This is a genomic window from Thioalkalivibrio sp. ALMg13-2 (genome assembly GCF_000381185.1).
Lineage (GTDB): Bacteria > Pseudomonadota > Gammaproteobacteria > Ectothiorhodospirales > Ectothiorhodospiraceae > Thioalkalivibrio > Thioalkalivibrio versutus.
In genome coordinates, this window is sequence record NZ_KB906157.1 from 1 (window position 1) to 2,073 (window position 2,073).

At 62.0% G+C, this 2,073-nt stretch carries 1 protein-coding gene and 2 pseudogenes; 2 read left to right on the forward strand and 1 reads right to left on the reverse strand.

Annotated features, from left to right (window positions below; genetic code table 11):
- Window positions 1-95 precede the first annotated feature (95 nt).
- Window positions 96-197 (reverse strand): annotated as a pseudogene (locus tag F618_RS16695) (transcriptional repressor LexA); the annotation flags it as partial.
- Window positions 198-447: 250 nt separating this feature from the next.
- Between F618_RS16695 and F618_RS0114565 the strand changes: the two are divergent.
- Window positions 448-1,140, forward strand: coding sequence for a hypothetical protein (locus F618_RS0114565; RefSeq protein WP_019569012.1), 693 nt, complete (start codon window positions 448-450; stop codon window positions 1,138-1,140).
- Between the two features lie 585 nt (window positions 1,141-1,725).
- A pseudogene (locus tag F618_RS15145) lies at window positions 1,726-2,073 on the forward strand (cyclopropane-fatty-acyl-phospholipid synthase); the annotation flags it as partial.

Genomic DNA, 2,073 nt, shown 5'->3' on the forward strand with positions numbered 1-2,073 from the left:
TGAAAAACTTCGGCGCTTGCGTGCCATGGTTGTTCTCCTCGTCCAGGGGGTATCGTCCCACCTAACGAGGTGTCCACGGAAATTAGACCAGCTCAGTCGGCCAGCCGGACCCCTCGAAGGCGACCGCGGGGGGCCTGCCCATATCCCGCGGCCCCCAGGGCCCGGATGTGCTTGTGCAGCGAGCCGTGTGAGCGCATAACCCGACTGAAGGGGCAGATCTAGCCGCTTCAGGCAACCATGCATTTGGCAACGAGGCCGTCCATGCCTGTACTCACCGGCGAAACCGACTAATACCTCTGGACCGCCAAGGACCACGACGCGGACGTCCTCTACAATCTAGGAGAGATCTCACAATCCCCCGCCAGTGGGGCCGGTTATCCCGTTGACGTCGCTTCACTGCCACGAGTGTTGCGCGGCACCTTGCCCTCAGACTCCAGGAGAGATGCGATGTACCAGTCTTACGCGCGAGCGATACTGATCGGCGTCGGCCTCTGCACCTCCGGGGCCACCCTCGCGGAGACATCGACGCCTCCGATATCGACGGTTCAAGAGGTTGAGGCTGCGGAGCTTTTCCCTCTGGTTCCCGGTAAAAGCACGTTCAGGGTGGTCGACGGAGACGGAGAAGGACGGCAAGTCGTGCTGGAACTGATTCCCGCAGACGGTGAAGGCCGCTGGGAAGTTCGATTTGGTGACTACAACATTCTCCATCTTTCCGAGCTTTGGGATGGCAGCGTGGTGCTGACCGGTCTGGACGTGCTGACGCAAGGCCAGACCGTGCTGTACGAGCCACCCGTGGTGCTGCTACCCAGCAGGATCGTGCCCGACCGGACATGGAGCGCCTCTGGCAGGGCCACCGTCGTGAATAGAGAGACGCAAGAGGTTGAACACACGGGTGAGTACCAGCACCGAGTCATGCCCATCACTCTAGAGCGGTATGCGACTCCGGCGGGTGATTACGAAGGCTTCCTGGTGCCGATCGAGCAGAGCATCGATCTTGATGCTCCGGCGGTGATCCGGTTTTGGCTCGATCTTGGCTTCTTCCCCGGCCAAGGACTGGTGAAACGGTCGATGAAGTTCGTCGTCGACAAACCCCTGTGGTTCGGCTCGACCACACGCCGCACAGCAGATCTCGTCCGTTAGGGAAACACCGATTTACTCCGCTGTGGGCGGTGCCGATCGTGCACGTCTGGGATAATACGTGGGGTTCGGACCGCCGGCGGCGATCGAAGCGCACTACCATCAACCACTTCAGGGGTCCGTTCGTGCAGCGTGACCCAAACCAACGGGACTCCGGGAAACCCGGGGCGGTTCATGCGCACGGTCATACCGGCGATGCCATAGCGCCGCGCCAGTTCTGGATCACTCCCGCTGGATGGTGCCTCCTGAAGCTCTCGCCCGATCTGGGGCGTGGAGCACGTTCGCATGAGTCGTACTCGCCATTGATGCCATCCCTGCGTTCGGTTGTCAGAAATGGGGTAGAACCCGAGTCGCGTCCAGTGGAGTAAGAGCGGTGGGGTTCTCCTTCGTTGTTGCGAGTTCGGCGACTGCAACTCTAACGAAGGCTCACGGTGGCTTCACCACCCTCGATCTGCACCACTTCCGGGGACGTCCGGATCCGGAGGAGAATGGAACGTTGCGAGCTTGGGTCTAGCTCTGATTAAGGCTAATGTGGCGCGGTTATTGCGCCCGGACCCCGGCCATCCGATTCCTGCAAGGAGCGCGAGCATGTCAGCAAGACAACAAGTCACGGAACTGCTGAGCAGCGCTGACGTCGAGGCCGGCGGCGAGCGGCCCTGGGATCTCCAGGTCCACGACGAGCGCCTGTATCAGCGCATTCTGGCCGAGGGCTCGCTCGGTGCTGGCGAGGCCTACATGGACGGCTGGTGGGACACCGAGCGGCTCGACGAGTTGTTCTTCCGGATCCTCCAGGCCAGCCTGGACGACAAGGTCCGTACGCCGTCGGTACTTGGCCAGGTGTTGCTGAGCTGGCTCGCCAACGAGCAGAGTCGCCGGCGCTCGCGGCGGGTCGCGGAGCAGCACTACGACCTCTCGAACCGGCTCTACGAGGCCATG

Coding starts and splice junctions, on each gene's coding strand:
- F618_RS0114565 (WP_019569012.1), top strand. CDS start 448: ATGTACCAGTCTTACGCGCGAGCGATACTGATCGGCGTCGGCCTCTGC.